The following is a 21,173-nucleotide window of genomic DNA, read 5'->3' as shown; positions in this document are numbered from 1 at the left end:
GCTCGCGGCGCCGGAGCCTACTACTGCGCGCTGGCCGGCACGGTGCGGTTTGCGCGGTCGCGGTCGATGCAGCCCTTGGTGAGCGTGTACTGGTAGGTGCCCAGCTCGTCGCGCCAGTACTCGCCCTCGAATGGCCAGTAGAGCTGGTCGTCCGCCACGGCCACCGAGTACTTGTAGCTCTTGACGATCGCGGTGCGGCCGCCCGCCTTGAGCTGCTCCTCGAGGAACTCCTTCTCCTTGGTGGTCGTCTCGAACTTGATGCGCAGGCCGTTGGCCAGCAGCTGCTTGAGCGCCGCGAGCTCGGTCTCCAGCTTGCCCTTGGCCATGATGCCGGCCTTGTTCACCAGCTCCGAGCGCTGCACCTTGAGCCCCTCGATGAGGCTCTTGGAGAGCTCCGAGTACTTGAAGGTGTCCGGCTTCTCGCCGAAGGAGTCCATCTCGGACTCCAGCTCGAGGATGGAGTCGTTGGTCTTCTTCAGGTCCTGGTCGGTGAGGGCGAGCCGCAGGATGCGCTCCAGGATGACGTCCGTGGAGTTCTTGGGCGCGTTGCTCGCCTGCGCCTCGCGGTTCTTCTTCTGGATGTCCGCGAGGATGCCGTAGTACTCGGCCGGGTCCATCTGCTTGTTGGCGATGAGCTCGAGCTGGTCGTGCACCGGCAGGTAGATGCGCTCGAAGTCCTCGAGGATGAGGGTGCTCTCCCGGTAGCGGCAGTTCTCGTAGTAGATGACCGCCTTGAGGATCAGCGCCTCGGGGAAGTACTCCTCGCGGAAGAAGGGGCTGCTCAGGGTGATGAGGTTACCGAGCGCCTGCTCGTACTGGCCCACGCGGTAGTTGGCCCAGCTGCTCTCGAAGAGGCTCTCGAGCCACTGGTTGCCGCCGCGCTCCACCTTGTTGAAGTAGAAGATGGCGAAGCGGTTCTGCTGCAGGCCGTAGTGCGTGCGCGCCAGCTGCATGAACGCGAGCTCGCGAAGGCTCTGGTCCAGCTTCGCCTCCTCGCCCGTCTTGGTGCCGGGCCGCGTGAGGCGGATGACCTCCTTCATGCTCTCGATGGAGGCGCGGAAGTTCGGGTCCGTGCGCTTCTGCGCCGGGTCCTTCACCTGGCTGCCGGCGCGGAAGTACGCGAGCCCCTCGAGGTACTTGGCGCGCGGGTAGAACGGATCCGAGCGCGGGATGATCAGCGCGAGCCGCTTCACCTCGTCGAAGCTCTTGTCCGCCTCGCCCTTCTGGCCCACCTGGTCCAGCGCGCGGCCGCGCACGAAGTGGTAGCGCGCGAGCAGGTAGCGGAACTCGTTGCGGAACTTCTCCGGGAACTCGCTGTTCGCGTACTTGGCGATCTCGTCCAGGATGACGGTCTCGTTCTTCGTCTTGCGGCTGATGAAGAACAGCCACTCCAGGCTGCTCTTGAAGAACTTGGACGAGGGGCCGCGCGCGAGGATCTTGGAGAACTCGCCGAGGCTCGAGTGGTAGAGCCCCATGCGGTACAGGCTCTTGGCGAGCACGTACTGGGCCTCGAGGTGCAGGTCCGCCACCTTCGGGTCCTTCATCAGCTCGTAGGCGGCCATCGAGGCCTGCTCGTACTTCTCGTCGCGGAACAGCGAGATGGCCGCGTCCAGCTTCTGGCGGTCCCCGCTCTTGCCGGACACGTCCAGCGCCTCGAAGGTGGTGGTGGGCGCGGGCTTCTGCGCCGCCTTCGGCGGCTCGGGCTGGGTGAGGTCCAGCCCCTGCGTCATGGAGGGGGCGGGCGCGGGCGTGACGGGCGCGGCGGACTTGCCCGGCGCAGCGGCCGGAGCCGGGGCGGCAGGCGCGGCCTCCGCCGGAGCCTCGGTCGACGTGGCCGTCGACTTGGACGTGGACTTGCCCTTGCGCTTGGAGTGCTTCGAGCCCGAGCTGCTGCTGGTGCTGTCCGTCGAGCTGTCGGTGGTCTTCTTCTTCTTGCCCTTCTTCTTCTTGGGCTTGGTCTCGGTGGTGTCGAGGCCCTCGAAGCTCTGGGCCGGCGCGGGCAGGGCCCAGGTGAGGGCGAGCCCGACGAGAGCGACGCGGAGGATCCGGTTCAGTCGGTTCATGACTCGGGCGTGGTGCTGGGGAAGAAGAAGGAGACGCCCAGCTCGAAGAGCAGCTGGTTGCGCAAGCTGGTGTCACCCGCGAAGCGGACCTTCTCCACGTAGATCAGGTCCCGCAGCTCGGTGCGCAGCGTGATGGAGCGCGTGAGGAAGAAGTGGAAGCCCACGCCCACGTTGCCGCCCGGGGTCCAGTAGTCCTGGACCTGCGACTCGGTGTTCGGGGTGGGGCCGCGGTACTGCACCAGGCTCGCGCCCGCGATGCCGTACATGTCGAAGTGGGCGAAGTACGAGGAGAGCAGCGAGAGCTTGCCGTAGATGGGCGCCCACTGCAGATCCACGCCCGCCAGCAGGCGCAGGTTGCCCAGGCCGCCGCGGTTGAGCTCCTCCTCGGTGGGCTTGCGGCAGCCGCGCTGGTCCGCCTCGAAGGAGCAGATCTGCGCGGAGCCGGAGACCACCGGCACCGAGTACGCAGCGCGCAGCCCGATGCCCAGCGTCTCGAGCGGGTGGTAGGTCAGCGTCCCGCCGAGGAGGTACTTCGTATAGAAGGCGTCGCGCATCGAGACGCCCACCGAGGGGCTGAGCTCGAAGCGCCCCTTGCGCAGGAAGAGGTTGCCGGACACCGGGCGGATCCGCTCGCGCAGCGGCCCCTGGGCATCCTTGTCCACCTCGGAGACGTCACCGGCCTCGGACTCCGACGAGCTCGGAGACGCCGTGGGCTGGTCCTTGTCCTGCGCGTGCGCGCGCAGGGGCACGAGGATCGAGAGCAGCAGCGCGAGCGCCGCCGGAACAGAGCGCAGCCGCGGGCTCATTCGGCCTCCCGGCCCGTCGAGTGGAACGGGAAGAAGATCGAGACGCCAGCATTGAGGGTCATGAGGTTCTGGGTCGAGCCCTTGGTGCTGCCCTTGGGCTGGTCGACGTAGGTGGTGTTGATCAGCGCCACGTTGAAGGCGAGGAAGTCCTTGGCGACGAAGCGGGCGCCCACGCCCAGGTCGCCGGCGATGCGGGGGCCGCGCTTGGCGACGTCGTCCACGGTGCCACCGGCGGGGATCTGCACGCCGATCTCCGGCAGCGCGCTCGCCTCGGTGTTCACCACGCCCGCGCCGGCGAGCAGGTACGCATCCAGGTGGAGGATGGAGTTGAAGAAGGCCACCTTGCCGTAGAGCGGGCTCCACTCCACGTCACCCATGGCCGACCACTTGGGCACCGAGTTGAAGATGCGGCTGCCGAAGGTGCGCTTGGCCGAGACCACGTCGTCGGTGCCCGTGGACTGCATCAACGAGAAGCGCCCCGCGATGGCGAGCGAGTCCGCCAGGTAGTAGGCGCCGCGCAGCGCCCCGCCGTACTTGGTGTAGTACGGGTCGTTGACGGAGACGCTGACGAAGGGCGCGAGCTCGAAGCGTCCCTTCTTCAGATAGACCTTGCGCTGCACGCTCTTCACCCGGTCGTCCTGGGTGATCTCGCGGTCCGCGTCCGGCGAGCGCTCGGTCTGCGCCGGCGCGGCCACGCTGGGCACGTCCTTCGGCGGCGCGGGCGGGGCCTCGTCCTGCTTCGCGGGCTCCTTGGCATCCTGCGTGAGGTCCAGGCCCATGCCTGGATCGTTCTGAGCGAGCGCCGGTGCCGACAGCAGGCACAGCGCGAGCAACGTGATGAGAGGGCGGTTCAAATCCAGGGCTCCATGCTGTGGAGAGGCGCGCTTTCCGCCGAGGGACCGCGGGCAAAAAACGTCCGCACTCTAGCGGCCCGGATCGAAGTCCAGCAACGTGCAAAAGAGGTGGCAAAAGGTGCGTCTTGCAGACGCGAGATCGAAAATTCTGGCAATGGCGGCAGCGCTTGGCGCACCTCCCGCGTGTGATAGCGTGCGCGGCCGTGTTCGTTCCCTTTCGAGGCCCGTCGATGCCCCGCCGCTCGCTCCTGGTCCGCACGCTCGGTGCGCTGATCCTCTCTCCCCTGCTCCTCACCGCCTGCACCGACTCCACCGAGATCGGCAAGAAGTGCCAGCTGGTGAAGAAGGACCCCAACGGCGTCGCGCCCTTCGCCGTGGTGCTCAACTCCGAGCTGGTCGCGGGCCAGGACTTCATCTCCTTCGGCGCGTCGGACTGCGTGGAGCTGATCTGCGTCCACGACAAGGACTCCCCCGTCGTCGGCGGCCCGAACGACCCGGCCACCGGCTACTGCAGCGAGGCCTGCATCCCGGGGGGCGCCACCTGCGACACGGTCTCCGGTGAGGCCTCGGCCGACCTGAAGGAGCGCATGGAGTGCCGCGCGCTCCTGCTCGACCAGACCACGCTGGACCGGCTGCGCCAGGAGGACCCGGCCGCCTACCGCAACACCTTCGGCGAGAACACGAACCCGTACTTCTGCGCGGGCGCGCCGCCGGTCGTGGACGCGGGCTCCTAGCTCCCGGCGTAGATCCTTTTCGCCGCTCGTGCGTGCACAGCGGGGTTCCTCGTCGCCAGGAGCCCCGCCATGAACCGCACCCTCCTCTTCGTCTCCCTCGCCGTCGGGCTCGCCCTGAGCGCACTGGTGCTCGGCCTGCCCCGGCGCGCCGCGGCTCCCTCCCCCATCCCACCTGCCGCAGCGGTACCGGCTTCGGCCTCGAGTGGCGAGGGCACGCTGCGGCTCAGCGGCCGCCTCTCGCACCCGGTGCTGCCCGTGGGCGCCTCCGAGCTCTACCTCACGGTGGACGTGCAGGGGGCGAAGGTGCCCGGCACCCGCCGCAGCCCGGTGAGCCTCGCGCTGGTCATCGACCGCTCCGGCTCCATGGCGGGCGAGAAGCTCGCCCAGGCGCGCCGCGCCGCGCACCACCTCGTCTCCCTGCTGGGGCCCGAGGACCGGCTGGCGTTGGTGGACTACGGCTCGGACGTGCGGGGCCTGCCGCTGCTCGCCGCGACGCCCGAGAACCGCGAGCGCATGGAGCGCTACATCGACGCGCTCGTGGACGACGGGGGCACCAACATCTCGGCGGGGCTCGCGCGCGCCGCCCAGCAGCTCGCGCCGGTGCAGGGCGGCGTGCGCCGGCTCATCCTGGTGAGCGACGGCCAGCCCACGGAGGGGCTCACGGACGCGGCCGCGCTGCTGCAGCAGGTGCGTGGCCTGCGCTCGGGCCAGGGGCTCACCCTGAGCGCCATCGGCGTGGGCAGCGACTACGACGAGCGCCTCATGCAGGGGCTCGCGGAGACGGGCGCGGGGGCCTACGGCTTCCTCGAGGACGCGCGCCAGCTCGCCACCCTCTTCGAGCGCGACCTGCAGCAGGCGACCACCGCGGTGGCGCGCGACGTGGAGCTGGCCTTCGAGCTGCCCGAGGGCGTGCAGCTCGACGAGGTGCTGGGCTACGCGAGTGAGATGCAGGGCCGCAGCGTGCGCGTGCGGCTGCCGGACTTCAGCGCGGGCCAGCTCGAGCGCGTGGTGGCGCGGGTGCGGGTGAAGGGCGCGCGCCCGGGGACGCCGCTCGCGGTGGCCGGGCTGCGGCTGCGCTACGCGGACCTGCAGGGGGAAGGGGCGGCGCGCGAGGTGGCGGTGGCGCTGCAGGCGCAGGTGACGGACCGCGCCGAGGAGGTGCTCGCGCGCCAGGACAAGGAGGCCACGGTGCTGGCCACCCGGGCGCGCGCGGCGCAGAACCTCGAGCGCGCGGCCCAGGCGCTGGGCGAAGGGCGCAAGGACGAGGCGCGCGGCCTGCTGCAGGCCAACCAGTCGCTCTTCCAGCAGGCGGGCGCGGTGGCGAGCCCCGCGGCGGTGGCCGCGGACGTGGTCGCGCAGGAGGAGGTGGCGGCGCAGATGGAGCGGGCCGAGGACGGCGCGGCCGTGGGCAGCGCGGTGAAGGCGGCCCGCTCCAAGGCGCGCAAGGGCTACGGGCGGGTGGGCTCCACCTACTGAGGCGGCAGGGCCCACGCATTCTCATTGACCCTTCCGGGGGGAAAACCTATCTCCGCCTGCCTCTCCCGTCGCACGGAAGCGAGGATTGGGACATGGCTGGTACGAGCACCCCCTGGGTGGGCGTCATCATGGGTGGCAAGAGCGACCTGGAGTTCCTGCGCCCCGGCATCGACATCCTGCAGGAGCTCGGCATCCCGCACGAGGTGCGCATCGTCTCGGCGCACCGCACCCCGGACTGGATGTTCCAGTACGCGGAGACGGCGGAGGCGCGCGGCCTCTCGGTGATCATCGCGGCGGCCGGCGGCGCCGCGCACCTGCCCGGCATGGTGGCGGCCAAGTGCCTGCTGCCGGTGCTCGGGGTGCCCATGCCCACCACCGTGCTCAACGGCTTCGACGCGCTGCTCTCCATCGTGCAGATGCCCAAGGGCATCCCGGTGGGCACGCAGGCCATCGGCAAGCCGGGCGCGGCGAACGCGGCCCTGCACGCGGCGGCCATCCTCGCGCTGAAGTACCCCGAGCTGCGCGAGCGGCTCGCGGCCTTCCGCAAGGCGCGCACGGATGAGGTGCTGCGCGAGAAGGAGCTCGCGTGAGCGCGCCGAATGGCCAGGCCGTGGTCCCCCCCGGCGGCACCCTGGGCATCCTGGGCGGCGGACAGCTCGGGCGGATGATGGCGCTCGCGGCGCGCACGCTGGGCTACCAGGTGCAGACGCTGGACCCGGATCCCGCCTGCTCGTCGCGCTTCGTCGTGGACCAGTGCTACACGGCGCCCTTCTCGGATGCGCACGAGGCGGTGCGCATGGCGCGCGCCTGCGACGTGGTGACGCTGGAGATCGAGAAGATCCCACTCTCCACCCTGCGCGCCGTGGCCCAGCACGCCCCCATGCGCCCGGGCGCGAGCGTGCTCGAGGTGGTGCAGCACCGCGGCCGGCAGCGCGCGTGGATCGCGAAGGGGGGCTTTCCCCAGGGGCCCTGGCGCGAGGCGAAGAGCGCCGAGGAGCTCGCTTCCGCGATCGCGGCGCTGGGCGGCCGCTGCTTCGTCAAGAGCAGCGAGGGCGGCTACGACGGGCGCGGCCAGGTGACGGTGAAGGGGGCGGACGAGGCGGAGCGCGCCTGGAAGGAGCTGGGCGCAGGCCCCGTGGTGGCCGAGGCGGCGCTGGACCTGGAGGCCGAGCTCAGCGTGCTCGTGGCCCGCAGCCCGCGCGGCGAGACGGCGGTGTACCCGCCCGCCTACAACCACCACGAGGACCGCATCCTGGACTGGAGCCTGCTGCCCGGGCAGCTCGATCCGAAGCTCGCGGCGAGCGCGCAGGAGATCGCGCGCGCCATGGCGGACGCGCTGCAGATCGAGGGCCTGCTGGTGGTGGAGATGTTCCTGCTCAAGGACGGCCGCCTGCTCGTGAACGAGCTCGCCCCGCGCCCGCACAACAGCTTCCACTCCACCGAGGTGGCCTGCCTCACCAGCCAGTTCGAGCAGGCGGTGCGCGCGGTGTGCAACCTGCCGCTGGGCTCGGTCGAGGTCGTGCGCCCCGCGGTCATCGTGAACCTGCTCGGGGAGATCTGGCTGCGCGAGGGCGGCCCGCGCTTCGAGGAGGTGCTCGCGCTGCCCGGGGTGCGCCTGCACCTGTACGGCAAGCGCGAGGCGCGCGTGGGCCGCAAGATGGGCCACATCTCCGCCTCCGGCAGCACGCCCGAGGAGGCAATCGCCCGGGTGAAGCAGGCGCGCTCGCTGCTCGGGGCCTGAGAGGGGAGCCCGTCCGTGAAGACCAACGCCGCGCGGCTCCTGGACACGCTGGGCGTCCCCTACACCCTGCGCGAGTACACCTTCGACCCCGAAGATCTCTCGGCGGAGACGGTGGCCGCGAAGGTGGGCCTGCCGGCGGAGCAGGTGTTCAAGACGCTGGTGGCCCGGGGGGATCGCACCAGGGTGCTGCTCGCCGTGGTGCCCGGCAACGCGGAGCTGGACCTCAAGGCGCTCGCGCGCCTGAGCGGCGACCGCAAGGTGGACACCGTGCCGCTCAAGGAGCTGCAGCCGCTCACCGGCTACATCCGCGGCGGCGTCACCGCGCTGGGCGGCAAGAAGGACTACCCCGTCTTCGTGGACGAGACGCTCGAGCTCTTCGACGTGGTCTCGGTCTCGGCGGGCGTGCGCGGCACGCAGCTGCTGCTCGCCCCGGCCGACTACCTGCGCGTGACGAAGGGCAAGGTCGGGCCCATCTCGCGCCCCAAGGCCTAGCCTTCTAGCCCACCAGGCGAAGCGCCCCGAGCAGCTGCAGCGCGCCCACCAGCAGCACGCAGGTGGCCGCGGTGACGGCCGCCTTGCTGCTCACGCGGAAGTACATCACCGCGCCCACCACCGCGAGCGCCGCACCCAGGACCAGCCCGAGCGACACGCCGCGCAGGTCCAGGCGCAGGATGTCGAGGCGCAAGAGCAGCTCCACCGCGCTCACCACCACGGCGATGCCCGGCAGCAGCCGGTCGCTGAACTGGAAGAGCAGGAAGACGGAGGCGGCGGCCGCGAGCGCCGCAATGGCGAGGGAGAGGCTCATGCCCTCGATCTAGCCCGGCCGGGCCGCGCCTTTCCATGTGGGTGCACGCCTGCGCGGGTACGTGCCACGGCGGCCCCGTGAAGCGGCACAGACCTTTTTCAGTGCCCGTGCGTTCGCAGGGGGGCTGTCGGTCCCCCGCGCCTGGAAGGTGCCCCCATGACGTCGTCCGTCGCCGTGCTGCAGGTCCACCACCGCGAGGCCTTCGAGCGCACGGTGGGGCGCGCGCTGCTCGCAGGCGCGGCGGCGGGGCTGCTGCACCTGCTCGCCGCGCGCGCAGGGCTCGCGCCTCCCCTGCCCTGGCTCGTGGTGACGGCCGTGGTGGGGGCGGCGGCGCGCGGGGATCGCCTCGACCGGGTCCTGGTGGCAGGCCTCGCACTGCTCGCCTCCGGGCTGCCCTGGGCGCTCGAGCTGCAGGAGGGCTGGGCCGCGGGGCTCTCGGCGGCCGCGGGCGGCGCGCTGCTCGTGCGCGCGCACGTGAACGGCCTGCAGGCGGAGGGCGAGCTGGGCGGGCGCAGGCCTGCGCCGGGGCACTACCTGCTCGGGGCGCTGTGCGCGGCGGCGCTGCTGCTCGCGGGGCTCGAGGTTGCGCGGGTGCTCTCGCAGTGGCTCGTGCTCTCCGCGGCGCCCGCGGCGGTGCCGGAGGCGGCGGCGGGCGCCATCGCGGGGCTGTTCCTCGGGCTCTCGGCCGTTGCCGCGCACCTGGGGCTCACCCCGGATCCGGTGGAGGCGCGCTGCGAGGCGCTGCTCTCGGGCCTCTCCGGTGAGCTGCAGGAGCTCGCCTCGCGCGCGCTCGGGCTCTACCGGCAGTGCACGCAGCTGCTCGCGCGGCTGCCGCGAGAGCCCGCGCAGGAGGCGCTCGCGCGCAGCCTCGGCGCGCTCACCGGCGAGAGCGTGGAGCTCGCGGCCGCGTGGCGGGGCGTGGAGGCGCAGGCGGAGTCGCTCGCGCAGGAGCAGCTGGCCGCCGAGGCGGATGACCTCGAGCAGCGGGCGCGCGCGACGCCCGATGCCCTCGCGCGCGAGCAGCTCGCGCTCGCGGCGCGGGCGCTGCGCGAGGAGCAGGAGCGGCTCGGCGAGTGGCAGCTGCAGCGCGAGCGGCTCGTCGCGCGGCTGCGCGCCCAGGTGGCGCTGCTCAGCCGCACCCGCGGCGCGCTGCTCGGCGTGCGCAGCGGCCAGGTGCAGCTGCGGGCCGCGGAGCTGGAGGGGCTGGTGCGCCGCCTGCGCAGCCTCACCGCCACCCAGCACGTCGAGGCGGGCGCCCTGGCCGCGGCGGCCGAGAGCGTGTCCACCCATGCTCCGGCGCCTGCTGCCGCGGCGGACGCAGCCTCAGGGTTCGACCCGCAGCCCCTCGACGCCCTCGAGCTCGACCCGGCCTCCGGGCGCGAGCCCGACGCTCGCGCACCAGCCGCCGGGGACCTCCAGCACGTAGCGCCCGGGGCGCCCCACCGTGCGCGGTGAGAGCGTGCGCGGCTCCGCGCGCTCGAGGATGCCCACCACGCGCAGGCTGGAGTCGATGAAGAGCATGTCCAGCGGGATGAGCGTGTTGCGCATCCAGAAGCTCTGCACCTCGTCCTCCCGGAAGACGAAGAGCATGCCGTGGCCGGGCAGCAGCTCCTTGCGCCACATGAGGCCGCGGGTGCGCGAGGCGTGCGTGGCGGCGATCTCCACCTCCACGCGGTGCACGTGGCCCTGCGCGTCCTTCAGCAGCACGCGCCCGCGCGGCAGCGGCGGCGCGGCGTAGTTCTGGGCACTGACGTCGTGCACGGGGGCCTGCCTCGGAGGTGGGACGGCGCGCGCGGCGCCGGCGGCGAGAAGGAGCAGCGCGGCGAGGCCCGGGCGAAGGCTCACGAGTGCAGGGGCTTGTTGAGCAGCTTGCCGGTCAGCTCGGAGCCGAGGCTGTCGGACATGAGCCGCTCCACCACGCTCTCGAAGTCGCGGCGCTGCCGGTCGTCCGAGTAGATGAAGCGGATGCCCATGCCGGGCTCCTCGCCCTCGGCCTTGCTCCACACCACCTCGCCCAGCAGCTCGAAGGGCGCCTCGCGCGAGGGCACCGTGAGCTTGAAGAGGAAGCGCGTGCCGATGGGCAGGGGCTTCTTCGTCTTGATGAAGGTGCCCCCCTTGGAGATGTTCTTCGTGTAGTCCGCGAAGAAAGAGTTGAGCTTCTTGTAATCGACCTTGAGCTCGATCGGGGCGCGGTTGTGGTGGCGCGTCTCGGCGCCAGGCTTCTGTTCGGGCATCGCGAGGGCCAGTATAGGAGAGGCCATGCGGCAAGTCCTCCTCCGCGCCCTCGCCCTGCTGCGCCGTCCGGCCGTCCTCCTGCTCGTCCTGCTGCTCGCGGGGGGGGGCTCGGCCCTCGTCGCCCTCCCGCTCTTCGGGGTGCCCGGCTTCGAGCTGGGGCTCGCCCTGTCGCTGGGGGTGGGACTCCTGGGAGGCGGGGTGGGCATCGCGGCGGCCTTCCAGGAGCGCCGGCTCATCCAGGGGCGAGACCCCCGGCCGAAGGGGGCGCTGCGCGAGGACGGGGCGGTGGGCAGCGCCTGGGTGGCGGCGTGCAGCGCGATGGTGCTCAACACCGCCGTCCTGGTGCCCCCGCTGGTGACCTCGGTGCTCTTCGCGCTGCTGTCCACCGCGTGCAGCCCCTTCGCGCTCCTGGGCTTCTACCCGCTGCTCACCCTGCCCTCCGCGGCCCTGGCGGCTGCCGCGGGCGTGTTCTGCGGCTTCTGGGCGCGCGGCGCGGGCCGCGCGCTGGGGCTCTACGCGCTGCTGGTGGCGCTCTCGCTCGTGCTCACCGTGTGGCCGCTGGTGGCCGGGCCGCAGGTGTACGCCTACAACCACTTCCTCGGCTTCCTGCCCGGGCCGCTCTACGACGAGGCCCTGCAGCTCACCGCCGGGATGCTCTGGTTCCGGCTGCAGACGCTGCTGCTCGCGGCGCTGCTGTGGCTGCTCGCCGCCTTCTTCCTGGACATGCGCGAGGGGCGCCTGCGCCGCCCGCACGTGCGCCCCGGGGCCTTCGTGCTGCTGGGGCTGGTGGCCTTCGGCGTCGCCGCGCTGGAGGAGCGCGCTCCGTCCCTGGGCACGCGGATGACGGAGGGCTACCTCGCGGAGCGCCTCGGCGGCGAGCGGCTCACGCCGCACTTCCGCATCGTGTACCCGCGCGGCAAGGACAAGCTCTCGGTGGACCGGCTCGCGCGCGACCTGGAGTTCCGCCACACGCAGCTCGCGCAGTACCTGGGCGTGGCGCCGGTGGGGCGCATCACGGTGTGGGTGTACCGCTCGGACGAGGAGAAGCGGCAGCTGGTGGGCGCGGGGCGCACGCAGTTCGCCAAGCCCTGGCGCCAGGAGCTGCACGTCGGGGACCGGCCCTTTCCCCACCCCACGCTCAAGCACGAGCTGGCGCACGTGATGGCGGCGCCCGCGGGCAGCGGCCCCTTCAAGGTCGCGGCAGTGGCCGGGGGGCTGTGGCCCCTGATGGGCATCATCGAGGGGCTCGCGGTGAGCGCGGACGACCCGGTGCAGGGCGGCCTCACCCTGCACGAGTGGGCCGCGGGGATGCGCAAGCAGGGGCTCGCGCCGGACCTGCGCACCATCCTGGGGCCGAAGGGCTTCTACCAGGCGGCCCCGGCGCGCGCGTACACGCTGGTGGGCTCCTTCCTGCGCCACCTCGCGGACACCTACGGGGCCGAGAAGCTGCGCGCGCTCTACGCCCACGGCGACCTGGAGGGCACCTACGGCCGCAGCACGGACGCGCTCGTCACCGAGTGGGAGAAGATGCTGGACGCGCTGCCCCTGGACGAGGCGGCCGTGGCCCGCGCGCTGCTGCGCTTTCGCACGCCCAGCCTCTTCGCCCGCTCGTGCGCGCGCGAGGTGGCGCGGCTCTCCAGCGAGGCCGCCGAGTTCCTCGCGAGCGACCCGGAGCAGGCGCTCGCGCGCTACGAGCGCTGCAGCGCGCTGCAGCCGGACGAGCCGGGCTTCGAGCTGGGCGCGGCGAGCGCGCTGGAGCGCCTTGACCGCAAGGGCGAGGCCGCCCAGCGCCTGCGCCAGCTCGCGGCCCGCGTGAAGGGCCAGGACGCGCAGGAGGCGGAGGTGCAGCTCGCGGTCGCGGACCTGGCGCTCTCGCGCGAGCGGCCGGAGGAGGCGCGCGCGGCGCTCGAGCGGGCGCTGCAGCTCGCCGCCACCCCCGAGGCCACCCGCACGGCGCAGGTGAAGCTCGCCGCGCTCGAGAGCCCGGCGCGCGCGCGCGCCATCGGGGGCTACTTCCGCCAGGACGCGGAGGAGCTGCGCCTCTTGCGGCTCGCGCTCGCGCTCGAGCAGCTGCCCCGAGACCCCTACCTGCACTACCTGCTGGGGCGCAGGCTCGCGCAGGCCGGCGCCCCCCGGCTCGCGCTCGAGCACCTGGCGCAGGCGCTCGCGCCCCGCGGGGGCGAGGAGCCCCTGCCCGCGGAGATCCGCCGCGAGGCGCTGCGGCTGCAGGTGCAGAGCGCCTACGAGGCCGGGGACTGCGGCGCGGTGCGCCACGAGGTGGGGGCGCTGCCGGAGCTGGGGCGGGCGCTGCTGCGCGAGGCCCAGGAGTGGCAAGCGCGCTGTGACTTCGAGGATAGGCAGCTCAAGGGACCTCTGGTGCCCGAGGAGGCTTTCCGCTAAGGCCAGTGGCCCTCACGCAAGCAGGAGGCCCCACGCGATGAAGTTCGAAGCCAGGCAGCGCATCCAGGGCACGGTGGACGAGGTGGAGCGGGCACTGCTCGATCCCCGCTACTTCGACTTCCTCCTCAAGCACCACGGCGTCCTGCTCGAGGTGCAGCCGCTGGAGCGGCGCGAGGAGGGCGACAAGGTGCTGCGCAAGGTGCGCTACCGCCCCAAGCCGGTCATCGCCTCCATCGGCCCCAAGACCGTGCCGCCGGAGTACTTCGCGTTCGTGGAGAGCTCCACCTACGACAAGAAGCGCAAGGAGCTCACCTTCCAGAACGTGCCCACCTCGGGCGCCATCAGCCGCATGGTGGTGAACACCGGCGTGCTGCGCCTGCGCGACGCGGGCGGCGGCCAGACCGAGCGCACCATGGACGGCGAGATCTCGCTCAAGCTCCCCTTCCTGATGAAGCCGCTGGCCATGATCGGCGAGCAGGTGATCAAGAGCGAGGGCATGAAGATCCTCGACGGCGAGCTCCCGGTGCTCAACCGCTTCATTGCCGAGGTCGTCCGCAAGGGCTGAGCCCGGCTCTTGCATGGCGAGGCCAGAAGCTTTTGACTCCTGATCCCCCCCGAGACCCGACATGACCCTGCGTCCCCTCCTCGCCTGCACGCTGCTGCTGCTCCCGCTCGCCGCCTGCGCCCCGCGGCGCATCCCCGGCACGGAGATCCGCGACACCGACGAGACGCGCGCCATCCTCGGCGTGATGGAGAACTACCGGCGCGCCCTCGAGGCGCGCGATGCGGCCGCCATCCAGGCGATGGTGGACCCCAACTTCCGCGACAACGCCGGCACCGAGGACCCCGGGGACGACCTCACCTACGACTCCCTCATGCGCGAGCTGCCCGCGCGCCTGAAGAAGTTCGACGACGTGCACCTCGAGTTCACGGTGAAGCGCATCGACGTGGAGGGGGCCAAGGCCCAGGCCGTCTACCTCTGGAACGCGCGCTACCGGATGCCCCACCTCAACAACAAGCCCCAGCAGGACTCGGAGCTCGAGGTGATGGTGTTCAACCGCACCGGCAACGGCTGGAAGATCCTCTCCGGCATCTAGAGGGCGCAGAGCGCCGCGAAGCCCGCGGGGCCCATCGCCTCGAGCGCGCGCACGCGGGCGAGATAGGTGCGGAAGCTCTTGGGCGCGAGCCGCTCCGGCGGCAGCCCCGGCAGGTGGTAGTCGCGGATGCGGCTCACGGTGAAGCGCACCGCACCGAAGAGCGCGTGGGCGAAGAGCCCCTCGCGCTCCTCGGGCGCGAGCGCGCGCTCCCAGCCGTAGCCGCGCACCAGCGCCTGCGCGAGCTCGGGCCGGTAGGTCTCCTCGAAGCACCAGGCGTTGAGGGTGATGGCCAGGTCCAGCCCGTAGGCGTCGTGGCAGGCCATCTCGAAGTCGAAGAAGGCCCCCACCCGGTCGCCCAGCCACTTCACGTTGTCCAGGAACAGGTCCGCGTGGATGGCGCCGCGCGGGGCGAGCGGCTGCTCCAGCGCCTCGGCGCGCGCGAGCGCCCGGGCCAGCTCCGGCGCGAGCGCGCGCAGCTCCAGGTCGCGCTGGCCGTTGAGCTGCCGCAGCCACGCCGTCACCTGCGCCGGGCCGTAGGGGTTCTCGCGCGAGGGGCCGAAGGACTGCGTGAGCCGGTGCAGCTTGCCCAGCTCCGCGCCCAGGCGCTCCAGGTGCTCGGGGGTGAGCTGCGCGCGCGTGCGCTCCTCCCCGGGCAGCCAGGCGAACACGCTCACCCGCCCGCCGTCGGCCGTTCCGCCTCCTAGCGCGCCCGGGGCCACGGCGCCGGAGGCCCGCGCGTCGACCACCGCCCGGGGCATGCCCCCGGGCAGGGCGACCGCCGAGGCGCCCGCGGGAAGCACTTCCAGCAGGGCCTGGGGCAGCGCCGGCGTCCGGTCACCCGTCAGCTCCAGGAAGGGGGCGCCCTCGCGGGTGGGCCGCAGCGTGGGGCCGGGGAAGTGCCCTGCCGCGAGGTGCGCGAGCAGCGCCGCCTCGTAGCGCAGGTCCTGCGCGGAGCGCTGCGTGGTGTGGCGTACGAACCAGCGGCCCGTGGCGGTGTCCAGCCGGTGGTTGGTATTGATGGAGCCCTGGGCAATGCCCTCCACGCGCAGCACTGCCCCCAGGTCGAACGCCTCTGCGATTCGCTCGAATACTTGGGGCTCCAAATGTGTATAGAGCGCCACGTTCCTCTCCTACCTGCGCCGGGTGGGACCCGGGCCTGCTTTCCGGTACACCATCTCCAGTCCTAGGACAGTGCCACGTCCGGGGCCAGGGCCGGCGTGCGGCACGCGCGCGGGGGTCGTTCGCTGGGGGCGTCGTTCGGGTCGGGGGTTCAGATGGCGGGTTCGGACGGGATGCGGGTGGGGCTGGCGGGGGTTCGGGCGGCGGCGGCGGAGCGGGCGCGGGACTGGGTGCGGCGCGAGACACTGCCGCACGCCCTGGTTCAGGTGGCACTCGCCGCCCTGCTCCTGGGGGGCGCGGTGTACGCCGTGGTGCAGCACGCGGTGCACCGGCGCCTCGTCGAGACCCACGTGCTGGCCGCCCGCGACCTGGCGCTCCGGGGCAACCCGCAGGACCTCAACGCGGCGCTGGGCGAGCTGGAGCGGCTGCGCGCCCAGGACCCGGACGTGCCGGTGGCCCACGCGCTCGCGGCGGACATTTTGACCGAGCTCTGGACCGTCCACAGACAACCTGACACGCGGGTGCGCGCGGAGGGGGCGCTCGCGCGGGCCCGGGCGCTGGAGTCGCACAACGGCGAGCGCTACGCCGCCGAGGTGCTGCTGATGCTGGACGCGGGCCGGGTGCACGAGGCGGACGCCTTCCTCACCGAGCTGGAGCGCACCCAGTCCAGCAGCCCCAAGCTGCTGCTGGCGCGCGGGGCGACGCTGCAGGCCCTGGGGCGCATGGACGAGGCGCGCCAGGCGCTCGCGCGCGCCGCCGAGGCCGGCTGGCAGGACCCGCGCTACGCCGTGGCCTACGGCGAGACGCTCCTGGACGACGGGCGCTACGCCCAGGCGGCGGACGCCTTCGCCCGCGCGCTGACGGCGAGCCCCCAGCACCTGGGGGCCCGCACGGGCAGCCTGCTCACCCAGGTGCTGCGCCGCGAGCGCCTCCCCGAGGCGCGCCGCGCGGTGGCCACGCTGCTGGAGCCTCGCAGCGAGCTCACCCCGGGGATGCGGGCGCGCGCGCTCGCCATCCGCGCCGAGCTCGCGCTCTACCAGCGGCGCGCCGACGCCGCGCTCGCGGACGTGACGGCCGCGCTCGCGCTGGTGCCCAACGAGCCCTGGGCGCTCGCTGCCCGCGCCCGCGCGCTCGCGGTGAAGGGAGACTCCGGCGCCCGCGCCGCGTACGAGGCGGCGATCGCCCGGCGCGGCGGCGCTCCGCGCCTGGTGCTCGAGGGGGCGCGCCTGCTGCAGGACGCGGGCGACGCCACCGGGGCGCTCGCGCTGCTGGACACCTACGAGGCCTCGCAGCGCGGCGTGCGGCTGGGCGGGGAGAGCGGCGCCCCCGCGCTGGACGCGGACGACCGCTACTGGCTCGCGCGCGGGGAGCTCTTGAGCGCGCTGGGCCAGAGCGACCAGGCGCTGAGCGCCTTCGACCACGCCATCGCCGCGCGCGGCGTGCTGCACGCGCGCGCGCAGGTGGCCAAGGGGGCCCTGCTCGTGCAGCGCCAGCAGTACGAGCCGGCGCGCGCCCTGCTCTCTCCGCTCGCCCCGGAGGACGGCACCGGCACGCTCGCCGAGGCGTACCGGGCGATGAGCGAGCTGCTCTTCGCGCAAGGGGACTTCTCGGCCGGCTGCCAGCACGCCTTCTACGCGCTCGCGCGCATGGGGCGCAGCGGCGCGGTGCAGCCGCAGCTGCACGGGTACGTGAAGGCGGTGAACCGGCGGCTGCTGGGCGCGGGCAAGTCGCGCCTCTCGCGCCTGTGGCTCAACGAGGCCCAGGCGGTCGTCACCGAGCACTGAGGGAGCACTAGAAGAGCTCGCTCGCCCCCAGCGCCCGGTGGCGCGCCTCCACCACCCGCCAGGTGCCGTCCTGCTCGCGCTCGAAGGTGCCCTCGATGAGGTAGGCGCTCGTCACGGCGTCGCGCGAGAGCCCCTCCAGGGACTTCGCCTCCGAGCGCGCGAAGAGCAGCTTCGCGCGGAAGGTGCCCCGGGTGGGCGAGGCCTCCTCGGCGTGCAGGTCCGCGACGAAGACGCGCAGCCACTCGGCGCGCAGCACCTGGGCGGCGAAGACGCGGCGCACCTCGTCCTTGCCCCAGCCCTCGCGCGAGTGGAAGCGCTCGGAGACGCCGTCGTTGAGCTCGCCCAGGTCGTGCTCCTCGGCCGCGTGCGCGAGCTCGCGCACGCGCCGCTCGATGGCCTCGGGCACCCCGGGCTCCTTCGAGGGCCACAGCGCGAGCACCAGCCCCGCCGCGGCCAGCGCGAGCACCACCCCCAGCACCCTGCCCGCGGGCAGCGTCACGGGCGCAGCTCCCGCTCGGCGTCCACCACCAGCTCGTCCGCGTCGATGATCTCCGCGGGCCGCAGCGCCTCGCCGATCTGCTTCAGGCGCCGGGTGCTCAGCTGCTCGAGGTAGCTGCGGGTGTGCGGGTAGCGCTGCACCAGGTCGTCGAAGGAGCGGCGCTCGAGGAAGGCGGCGGCCGTCTTGCGCGTGGAGACCACGGTGGCGGTGGCGCGCAGGCCGGTGAGCAGGGAGATCTCCCCCGCCACGTCCCCCTCGCGCAGGATGCCCAGGCTCACGTGGCCGCCGGCCGGGTCCTCCTTCTGCACCACCAGCTCCCCGGCGAGCACGAGGAAGAGGCCGGGGGAGTGCTCGCCCTCGGTGAGCGCGTGCTCCTGCGGCTGCAGCGCGCGGAAGCTGAAGCGCTGCAGCAGCGCCGCGCGCTCGCTCTCCGGCAGCCCCTGGAACAGGGGGCTCGTCGCGGTGAGGTTGCGGGCCATGCGCTGCTGGGCGAAGTCCGCGAGCACCTGCGGCACCGAGGGGTGGCTCTTGGCCACGGCGTTGAGGTGCTCGCGGCGGATCTCGAACAGCTCCGAGGGGGCCACGGCGGTGACGGTGGCCGTGGGCGGCGCGCCGGTGAGCAGCGCGAGCTCGCCGAAGATGGAGCCGCCGCCGAGAAAGCCCAGGGTGCGCGCGCTGCCCTCGCTGCGGCGCGCGACCTCCGCCTTGCCGGCCACCAGCACGTAGAGCGTGTCGCCGCGCTCGCCCTCGCGGCTCACCGCCTCGCCCTCCTCCGCGCTGCGGTAGCCCATGCGCCCCACCAGGTCGAGGAAGGCCTCGCGCTCCAGGTCCGCGAAGAGCGGCAGCGGCGGGCGCGCGTCCGCGTCCGCCGCGCCCCCGGGGTCGGGCGCGGCGAGCACCTCGATGGCGCGCGAGACCAGCTGCTCGCCCGCGAGCCCCATCAGGTCCGTGTCCACCCGGCCGTCGTAGAGGGCGTCCGGCGGCAGGGGCGGCGGGACCTGGGCCCTTCCGGACGTCGCGCGGGCGGCGCGCGCGTGCACGCGCACCAGCGTGTCGCGCAGGCGCCGCTCGGTGGGGCTGAGCTCGAGCGCGAGCTTGCACGCGGCGATGGCGGACAGCAGGTAGTCGCGGCGCAGCAGCCCTTCCGCGCAGGCGTGCAGCGTGGTGACGGCGCGCTCGCGCTCGCCCAACTCCACGAGACAGCGCGCCGCGAGCATGCGCGCGCGGTGGTCCGCGGGACTGCGGCGCACCCCTTCCGCGAACACGGCGAGCGCGCGCTCGAATTGCCGCTCCGCCATGAGGTCCAGCCCCAGCTCCCGCAGTGACGACTCGCTCATCTCGCTCCCCTCGACCGGCGTGCCGCCGCATCCTCGCACACGCCTCCGGGACTCCTGCGCCCGCAAGCGGCCGGCACGCCCTCTGCAAGCGCAAGCCCCATGCGCTCCTGCCCCATCATTGCCGTGTGCCTGCTCTGCGCCTGTGCCTCCCCGCCTCCGACGCCCGAGGTGCTCGCGCTCGCGCGCCTCGCTCCCCTGCCCGCCGGAGCGCAGGAGGTGCAGGTGCGCACCCTTGGCAACCTCTTCAGCCGCAGCGGCTGGGTGCGCTTCGAGGCCTCTTCCGACGCCATCGAGACCTTCCTTGCAGCCTCGCCGGGGCTCGCAGCGGTGCGGCCGCAGCGCCTGTGCGACCCGGCCAGCCAGACGCTGCCTGTCGAGCTCCCGCCCGACACCGCGGCCGTCTTCGTGGACGCAGGCAGCGGGCGCTGCACGCCGCGCCTGCTGCAGCTGCCGCCCGGCGGGAGCGCCTTCGACCCTCGCGGCGTACAGGCGGGCCGCCTCTTCGAGGTGGCGCAGGACGCGCAGGCCGACGGCGGCAGGGTGCTCGTGGACGATGCGAGCCACACCGTCTACGTGTGGGCGAGCCACAGCTGAGGGGCGCCCGCCCCTCTGCCCTCCAGGAGAGCGCTGCGGGCGTGCCGCCGAGGAACACCCCTCGCGCCTTGGCCGTTGCCCGACCCCGGGGTGCTCGTTACCGTCCCCCGTTCGCCTTCCTGCCCCTTGCCCAGGAGTCCCTGCATGCCTCGCGCGTCGGCCGCCGCCAAGCGGCCCCAGCCCCCGCCTCTCGCTCCGCTCGCCACCCGCCACCGCCCTGCCTCTCCCCTTCTCGCGCCCGCGCTGATGGAGCGGCTGCTCGGCGTGGCCATGGCGCGCGGCGGCGAGTTCGCCGAGGTGTACGTGGAGCGCGCCACCACCACTGCGGTGGTGCTGGACGAGCAGCTGATCAAGAGCGCCCAGACGGGCCTGGTGCAGGGCGTGGGCGTGCGCGTCATCGCGGGCGCCAAGGTGGGCTACGCCTACTCGGACGACCTGGACGAGCCCGCGCTCTTGCGCGCCGCGCAGACGGCGGCCTTCATCGCGCAGGGTGGCGGGAGCGAGCAGGGCTTCAAGGTGAGCCGGGTGCCCGCGCCCAGCTTCTACAAGGTGCCCACCTCGCTCGCGGACATCGAGGTCGCGCGCAAGGCAGACCTCATCGTGCGCGCGGACCTCGCGGCGCGCGCCTTCGACAAGCGCGTGCGCCAGGTGAACGCCTCCTACGTGGACCAGACCAAGCGCATCGCGGTGGCCAACACGCTGGGCCACTACAGCGAGGACACCCAGGACCTGTGCCGCCTCAGCGTCTACGTGGTCGCCGAGGGCAAGAAGGGCGAGCGGCGCACGGGCTTCTACGGCGGCGGCGGCCGCGTCGCCTTCAGCCACTTCGACACCTTCACCCCGGAGAGCGTGGCGCAGGAGGCCGCGCGCCAGGCCATCGCCACGCTGGGCGCGGTGGAGTGCGAGGCGGGCCCGCAGACGGTGGTGCTCGCCCCGGGCTGGAGCGGCATCCTCCTGCACGAGGCGGTGGGCCACGGGCTCGAGGCGGACTTCATCCGCAAGAAGACCAGCCTCTTCGCCGGCAAGCTCAACGAGAAGGTCGCGAGCGACCTGGTCACCGTCATCGACGACGGCACCGTGGCCAACAGCCGCGGCTCCATCAACGTGGACGACGAGGGCAGCCCCGGCGAGCGCAAGGTGCTGATCGAGAAGGGCGTGCTCAAGGGCTACCTCTACGATCAGCACAACGCGAAGCTGATGGGCCAGAAGAGCACCGGCAGCGGGCGGCGCGAGTCCTTCAAGCACATGCCCCTGCCGCGCATGACGAACACGTACCTCGCGCCCGGAGACCACCACCCCGAGGACATCCTCAAGGAGGTGAAGCGCGGCCTGTACTGCGCGCACTTCGGCGGCGGCCAGGTGGACATCACCAACGGCAACTTCGTCTTCGAGGTGAGCGAGGCCTACGAGATCCAGGACGGCAAGCTGGGCCGCCCGGTGAAGAACGCCATCCTCATCGGCGTGGGGCCCGAGGCGCTCAAGAACGTCTCCCGCGTGGGGTGCGATCCCATGCCGGACCCGGGCCTCGGCACCTGCGGCAAGGACGGCCAGAGCGTGCCGGTGGGCGTGGGGCTGCCCACGCTGCGCATCGACAACATGACCGTGGGCGGCACCAAGGTGCGGAGCTAG

The 21,173-nt window shown here is 73.0% G+C and carries 20 protein-coding genes; 11 read left to right on the top strand and 9 right to left on the bottom strand.

Going from position 1 to position 21,173, the window contains the following annotated elements; translation table 11 throughout:
* Positions 1 to 20: 20 nt before the first annotated feature.
* From gltC to FGE12_RS21220, 3 genes are read right to left on the bottom strand one after another with little or no spacing between them, the layout of a single operon-like run.
* Positions 21 to 2,063 carry an adventurous gliding motility protein GltC gene (gene gltC / locus FGE12_RS21230; RefSeq protein ID WP_153868351.1) on the bottom strand — a complete coding sequence of 681 codons (2,043 nt, stop codon included), beginning with the start codon at positions 2,061 to 2,063 and terminating at the stop codon, positions 21 to 23.
* Positions 2,060 to 2,869, bottom strand: a complete 810-nt coding sequence (locus tag FGE12_RS21225; protein WP_153868350.1) for an outer membrane beta-barrel domain-containing protein — start codon at positions 2,867 to 2,869, stop codon at positions 2,060 to 2,062. Before FGE12_RS21225 ends, gltC begins: the two co-directional genes overlap by 4 nt.
* Positions 2,866 to 3,723, bottom strand: a complete 858-nt coding sequence (locus FGE12_RS21220) for an outer membrane beta-barrel domain-containing protein (protein ID WP_153868349.1) — start codon at positions 3,721 to 3,723, stop codon at positions 2,866 to 2,868. Before FGE12_RS21220 ends, FGE12_RS21225 begins: the two co-directional genes overlap by 4 nt.
* 230 nt (positions 3,724 to 3,953) lie before the next feature.
* Between FGE12_RS21220 and cglC the strand changes: the two genes are divergently transcribed.
* The 5 genes from cglC to ybaK all read left to right on the top strand — a co-directional run bounded on the left by cglC (position 3,954) and on the right by ybaK (position 8,166).
* A complete protein-coding gene (cglC, locus tag FGE12_RS21215) occupies positions 3,954 to 4,457 on the top strand; it encodes an adventurous gliding motility lipoprotein CglC (RefSeq protein WP_153868348.1) in 504 nt (167 codons plus the stop codon).
* Positions 4,458 to 4,526: 69 nt separating this feature from the next.
* Positions 4,527 to 5,933, top strand: coding sequence for a VWA domain-containing protein (locus FGE12_RS21210; RefSeq protein WP_153868347.1), 1,407 nt, complete (start codon positions 4,527 to 4,529; stop codon positions 5,931 to 5,933).
* Between the two features lie 92 nt (positions 5,934 to 6,025).
* A complete protein-coding gene (purE, locus tag FGE12_RS21205; RefSeq protein ID WP_153868346.1) occupies positions 6,026 to 6,523 on the top strand; it encodes a 5-(carboxyamino)imidazole ribonucleotide mutase in 498 nt (165 codons plus the stop codon).
* Positions 6,520 to 7,674 (top strand): 5-(carboxyamino)imidazole ribonucleotide synthase, encoded by a 1,155-nt coding sequence (gene purK / locus FGE12_RS21200; protein WP_370459092.1) that lies wholly within the window; start codon positions 6,520 to 6,522, stop codon positions 7,672 to 7,674. The genes purE and purK overlap by 4 nt, the downstream gene beginning before the upstream one ends.
* Before the next feature lie 15 nt (positions 7,675 to 7,689).
* Positions 7,690 to 8,166 (top strand): Cys-tRNA(Pro) deacylase, encoded by a 477-nt coding sequence (gene ybaK / locus FGE12_RS21195; RefSeq protein WP_194798127.1) that lies wholly within the window; start codon positions 7,690 to 7,692, stop codon positions 8,164 to 8,166.
* Between the two features lie 4 nt (positions 8,167 to 8,170).
* Here ybaK and FGE12_RS21190 read toward each other — a convergent pair whose 3' ends face one another.
* From FGE12_RS21190 to FGE12_RS21180, 3 genes are all read right to left on the bottom strand, one after another.
* Entirely contained in the window at positions 8,171 to 8,479 is a 309-nt protein-coding gene (locus tag FGE12_RS21190) for a hypothetical protein (RefSeq protein WP_153868345.1), read from the bottom strand.
* Positions 8,480 to 9,802: 1,323 nt separating this feature from the next.
* On the bottom strand, positions 9,803 to 10,240 hold the full coding sequence (locus FGE12_RS21185) for a DUF192 domain-containing protein (RefSeq protein WP_370459090.1): 438 nt from the start codon (positions 10,238 to 10,240) through the stop codon (positions 9,803 to 9,805).
* Between the two features lie 80 nt (positions 10,241 to 10,320).
* Entirely contained in the window at positions 10,321 to 10,713 is a 393-nt protein-coding gene (locus FGE12_RS21180; protein ID WP_153868398.1) for a TIGR02266 family protein, read from the bottom strand.
* A gap of 25 nt (positions 10,714 to 10,738) precedes the next feature.
* Here FGE12_RS21180 and FGE12_RS21175 point away from each other — a divergent pair, with 25 nt between their 5' ends.
* From FGE12_RS21175 to FGE12_RS21165, 3 genes are all read left to right on the top strand, one after another.
* Positions 10,739 to 13,114 (top strand): hypothetical protein, encoded by a 2,376-nt coding sequence (locus FGE12_RS21175; RefSeq protein ID WP_153868344.1) that lies wholly within the window; start codon positions 10,739 to 10,741, stop codon positions 13,112 to 13,114.
* 37 nt (positions 13,115 to 13,151) lie between these two features.
* Positions 13,152 to 13,679 carry a hypothetical protein gene (locus tag FGE12_RS21170; protein ID WP_153868343.1) on the top strand — a complete coding sequence of 176 codons (528 nt, stop codon included), beginning with the start codon at positions 13,152 to 13,154 and terminating at the stop codon, positions 13,677 to 13,679.
* 61 nt (positions 13,680 to 13,740) lie between these two features.
* Positions 13,741 to 14,211: a nuclear transport factor 2 family protein gene (locus tag FGE12_RS21165; RefSeq protein ID WP_153868342.1), complete on the top strand. Its 471-nt coding sequence runs from the start codon at positions 13,741 to 13,743 to the stop codon at positions 14,209 to 14,211.
* Here FGE12_RS21165 and FGE12_RS21160 read toward each other — a convergent pair.
* Positions 14,208 to 15,332 (bottom strand): homoserine kinase, encoded by a 1,125-nt coding sequence (locus FGE12_RS21160; protein WP_153868341.1) that lies wholly within the window; start codon positions 15,330 to 15,332, stop codon positions 14,208 to 14,210. The two genes, FGE12_RS21165 and FGE12_RS21160, sit on opposite strands and share 4 nt — an antisense overlap.
* A 264-nt stretch (positions 15,333 to 15,596) precedes the next feature.
* On the opposite strand from FGE12_RS21160, the gene FGE12_RS21155 reads away from it, so the two are divergent.
* Positions 15,597 to 17,114: a cellulose synthase gene (locus FGE12_RS21155; protein ID WP_370459089.1), complete on the top strand. Its 1,518-nt coding sequence runs from the start codon at positions 15,597 to 15,599 to the stop codon at positions 17,112 to 17,114.
* A 7-nt stretch (positions 17,115 to 17,121) separates the two neighbouring features.
* On the opposite strand, the gene FGE12_RS21150 is transcribed toward FGE12_RS21155, so the two are convergent.
* Positions 17,122 to 17,613 carry a hypothetical protein gene (locus FGE12_RS21150; protein WP_194798125.1) on the bottom strand — a complete coding sequence of 164 codons (492 nt, stop codon included), beginning with the start codon at positions 17,611 to 17,613 and terminating at the stop codon, positions 17,122 to 17,124.
* Entirely contained in the window at positions 17,610 to 18,950 is a 1,341-nt protein-coding gene (locus FGE12_RS21145; RefSeq protein ID WP_153868340.1) for a cyclic nucleotide-binding domain-containing protein, read from the bottom strand. Before FGE12_RS21145 ends, FGE12_RS21150 begins: the two co-directional genes overlap by 4 nt.
* A gap of 99 nt (positions 18,951 to 19,049) precedes the next feature.
* Between FGE12_RS21145 and FGE12_RS21140 the strand changes: the two genes are divergently transcribed.
* Entirely contained in the window at positions 19,050 to 19,544 is a 495-nt protein-coding gene (locus FGE12_RS21140; RefSeq protein ID WP_153868339.1) for a hypothetical protein, read from the top strand.
* Between the two features lie 144 nt (positions 19,545 to 19,688).
* Complete coding sequence (locus FGE12_RS21135; RefSeq protein ID WP_153868338.1) at positions 19,689 to 21,173, top strand: TldD/PmbA family protein; 1,485 nt, start codon at positions 19,689 to 19,691, stop codon at positions 21,171 to 21,173.

The organism is Aggregicoccus sp. 17bor-14 (genome assembly GCF_009659535.1).
In the GTDB taxonomy this organism is placed as follows: Bacteria; Myxococcota; Myxococcia; order Myxococcales; family Myxococcaceae; genus Aggregicoccus.
Note: the sequence above shows the minus strand (reverse complement) of the source record. Positions and strands in the feature narration are given on the sequence as shown.